Origin of the sequence: Peptoniphilus grossensis ph5 (genome assembly GCF_000311825.1) — a bacterium.
GTDB classification, from domain to species: domain Bacteria; phylum Bacillota; class Clostridia; order Tissierellales; family Peptoniphilaceae; genus Peptoniphilus_A; species Peptoniphilus_A hominis.
Window position 1 is genome coordinate 54,614 of sequence record NZ_HE978568.1, and the last position, 3,566, is coordinate 58,179.

Annotated in this window: 3 protein-coding genes; 2 read left to right on the forward strand and 1 reads right to left on the reverse strand. The window is 35.6% G+C overall.

The window, feature by feature from the left end:
• Window positions 1–83: 83 nt before the first annotated feature.
• Window positions 84–1,427: an MATE family efflux transporter gene (locus HGPG_RS07410; RefSeq protein ID WP_019125430.1), complete on the reverse strand. Its 1,344-nt coding sequence runs from the start codon at window positions 1,425–1,427 to the stop codon at window positions 84–86.
• Between the two features lie 137 nt (window positions 1,428–1,564).
• Between HGPG_RS07410 and HGPG_RS07415 the strand changes: the two genes are divergently transcribed.
• Both HGPG_RS07415 and hutG read left to right on the forward strand, forming a co-directional pair.
• On the forward strand, window positions 1,565–2,518 hold the full coding sequence (locus HGPG_RS07415; protein WP_019125431.1) for a 2-hydroxyacid dehydrogenase family protein: 954 nt from the start codon (window positions 1,565–1,567) through the stop codon (window positions 2,516–2,518).
• Window positions 2,519–2,526: 8 nt separating this feature from the next.
• Window positions 2,527–3,558 (forward strand): formimidoylglutamase, encoded by a 1,032-nt coding sequence (hutG, locus tag HGPG_RS07420; protein ID WP_019125432.1) that lies wholly within the window; start codon window positions 2,527–2,529, stop codon window positions 3,556–3,558.
• The last annotated feature ends 8 nt before the right edge of the window (window positions 3,559–3,566 follow it).

The following is a 3,566-nucleotide window of genomic DNA, read 5'->3' on the forward strand; positions in this document are numbered from 1 at the left end:
GCTATTCCTCCTAGGATATTTTAAATTAAGTTCATAATACATCAAAATCAAAATTTTTTCAACATTTACGCTACTTTTAGGGATTAAATAAGTTCTAATTTTTTTCTGACAAAGGTGTTCATTAAATAAATTACAAAAAGCGTCGATGCAAATTCTGCAATTACATAGCCCCACCATATTTCATTGACTGTGAAAAATTTTATGGCAATATAGGCAACGGGAAGAAGGACAATAATTTGTCTTAAAATAGAATCAAATAGTGTCAAAATTCCATTGCCAAAGGCTTGGAAAACTGCTGTACCAACAATTGATATGCCTGCAAAAACATAGGATAGAGCACAGATTCTTAGCATTGGTATTCCTATTTCAAGCATCTTACCACTGGCAGAAAAAATGCCAAGCAGTTCTCTTGGAAAAATCATAATTATAGCCGATACAAAAATCATCATAAAAGTTACTGTGATAAAGGCAAGCTTTATGGCTTTTATGATCCTTTCTTTATTCTTCGCTCCATAATTGTAGGCGACTATTGGCACAAGGCCGTTGTTCACGCCAAAGATTGGCATAAAGACAAAGGACTGAACCTTGAAGTAGGCACCCAGCGCCGCAATGGCAGAGGTTGAAATCGCAGATAACATTTTATTTAAAACATAAATTGTAAAGGACTGAATTGTAATTGTAATTATGGAAGGAACTCCAACTACATAAATTCCCTTTACTATTTCTAAATCTAAAACAGGCTTTTTAATTGTAATCTCTTTATTAAATTTATATTCAAAGAAAGATCCAAAGAGGGCCCCGATAATTTGTCCCGTTACAGTTGCAATTGCTGCACCCTTAACTCCCATGGCAGGTAGTCCAAAGTATCCAAAGATAAATATTGGGTCAAGGATAATATTTAATACTGCTCCAATAAGCTGTGTCAGCATAGTAAAAATTGACCTGCCTGTGGACTGCAAGGTCCTCTCGAGAAAAATTTGTGTAAAAACTCCTATAGATAGTCCCATAACAATTTGAAGATAATCTATGCCATAGGCAATTATATTTTCATTAGTAGTTTGTGCAGATAAAAAGGGTCTTGGCAAAAATCTCGATAAAATTAATAAAATTATTCCATAAATTATGGCAAGGGCTAGACCAGTTTCTGCCGTCCTATTTGATTTTTCATAATTTTTTTCTCCCAAGTATCTTGATATCAAAGAGTTCATACCGACGCCCGTTCCCACTGCAATTCCTATCATTATATTTTGGATGGGAAAGGCAATTGAAATTGCTGTAAAAGCCTCTTCGTTAATCTTTCCTATATAGTAGGAGTCAACCAAGTTGTACATGGACTGTATAAACATGGAAACTACAATGGGAAAGGATACTTGAAATAAAAGTTTTGGGATTGACATAGTCCCCAATTTATTTTCACTATTTTGCATCTAATCACTCCTTAACTTTATATATTATATATTATATAGGAGATTTTAAGTTTTTTAAAGGAATTTAAAAACTTCTAAACTTTAAGTAATTTTTATTAAGTGATAGAATGATTATAGAATAAATTTGAGGTGATTTTATGAAATTATTGATTACAAGTAATATTCCAGAAAAAATTTACGACGAACTAAAGGAAAATTTTGAAATAAGCTACCACGACTCCAATGTACCATTAAAAAAAGAAGAAATTATAGAAAAAATTAAGGGTCAAGATGCCCTCTTGTGTCCTCTATCTGATAAAATCGACAAGGATGTAATTGATGCAGGAAGGGACTTAAAAATTATTGCAAACTACGGCGCAGGTTTTGACAACATTGACATAGCTTACGCAAGAGAAAAGGAAATTGTTGTTAGCAATGCACCTGCCCCTGCCTCTGCTGTCTCCACTGCTGAACTTGCCTTCGGTCTTATGCTTGCTGCTGCAAGAAAAATTGTATCTGGCGATAAGGTTACAAGAGAAGGCGGCTTTTATGGCTGGAGACCTACTTTTTACCTTGGAAGCCAATTAAAGGGCAAGACTCTTGGCATAATTGGTCTTGGAAATATAGGAAAGAACCTTGCAAAGAGAGCTAAGGCCTTTGAAATGAAGGTAATTTATTATTCACGAACAAGAAAAGAAGATTTCGAAAAGGAATTTGGCATTGAATATAGGGACAGGGATGACGTAATAAAAAATTCTGACTTCTTAAGTCTTCACACTGCCTTTGTGCCAGAACTTCACCACATGATTTCTAAAAAAGAACTTGAAATGATGAAAAAATCTGCTATATTAATTAATGCGTCAAGAGGTCCAGTTGTTGACGAAGAAGCTCTTGCCCATGCGCTTATTGCAAAGGAAATTGCAGGCGCTGCTCTTGATGTCTATGAATTTGAACCAAAAGTTAATGAAAAACTCTTGGATCTTTCTAATGTAATTCTCGCTCCTCATCTTGGCAATGCAACTTTTGAAGCAAGGCTTGAAATGGGCGAAAATGCAAAGGACAATTTAATTGATTTTAAAAATGGAAAAACTCCAAAAAATAAAGTAAACTGAGGTGTAAAATGATAAATTATTACAGTCCCCAAGAAATGGGAATATGGTCAGGTAGAATTGACGACGAAAATGATTACGAATCCTTTAGATGGCATCAATGGGTTAAGCCCCTTGATTTAAATGACGAAAGTTTGACTCCCTTTGACGGAAAACTTGGTTTTGGCATACTAGGTTTTGAATCAGACCAAGGTATTGAACTTAACAAGGGAAGATTTGGTGCTGCTGCAGGTCCTGCTGCTATTAGAAAGGAACTTGCAAAGCTTCCATGTCAATTTTCTAAGGACCTTAAAATTTTCGACTGCGGAAATGTTACAAGTAAGTACACAACTCTTGAAGCCAGCCAAGACGAACTAGCAAAGGCTGTAAAAAGAGTTCTAGAATTAAATTTATTTCCCCTAGTTTTAGGTGGCGGTCACGAAACTGCCTTTGGCCACTACAAGGGTCTCTCCACTTACCTTGATGACCATGAAGACAATAAACTTGGCATCCTAAACTTTGACGCTCACTTTGACCTTCGTCCTTATGAAAAGGGAACTGGAACAAGCGGCACAATGTTTAGACAAATTGCAGACTACACTCGTGAAAAGGGAACTGAATATGCCTACTATGTAATGGGAATCCAAAAACATTCCAACACTCTTGCACTTTTTAGAACAGCTGATGACTTGGGCGTTAAATATGTATTGGGAAAAGATCTTATCAATGGCAATTTATTTGACATTGCCCAAAATCTTGACGAGTATATGGCAGAAAAAGATCACCTATACATTACAATTTGCATGGACTGCTTTACATCAAGTTTTGCACCAGGTGTCTCTGCTCCACAACCTCTTGGAGTTGACCCAGAAAAAGTAATTTTACTTTTAAAACATGTCTTTTCAACTGGAAAACCAATGAGCTTTGACATTTGCGAAGTTTCTCCAAGATTTGATCACGACTCTGTAACTGCTAACTTGGCATCAATTTTAGTCTACACAGTGGTTTCAACTATGGCGCAATATGTAATGGGCAAGGAAAATAAAAAATATATCCCTCAATAAAGTTTTTT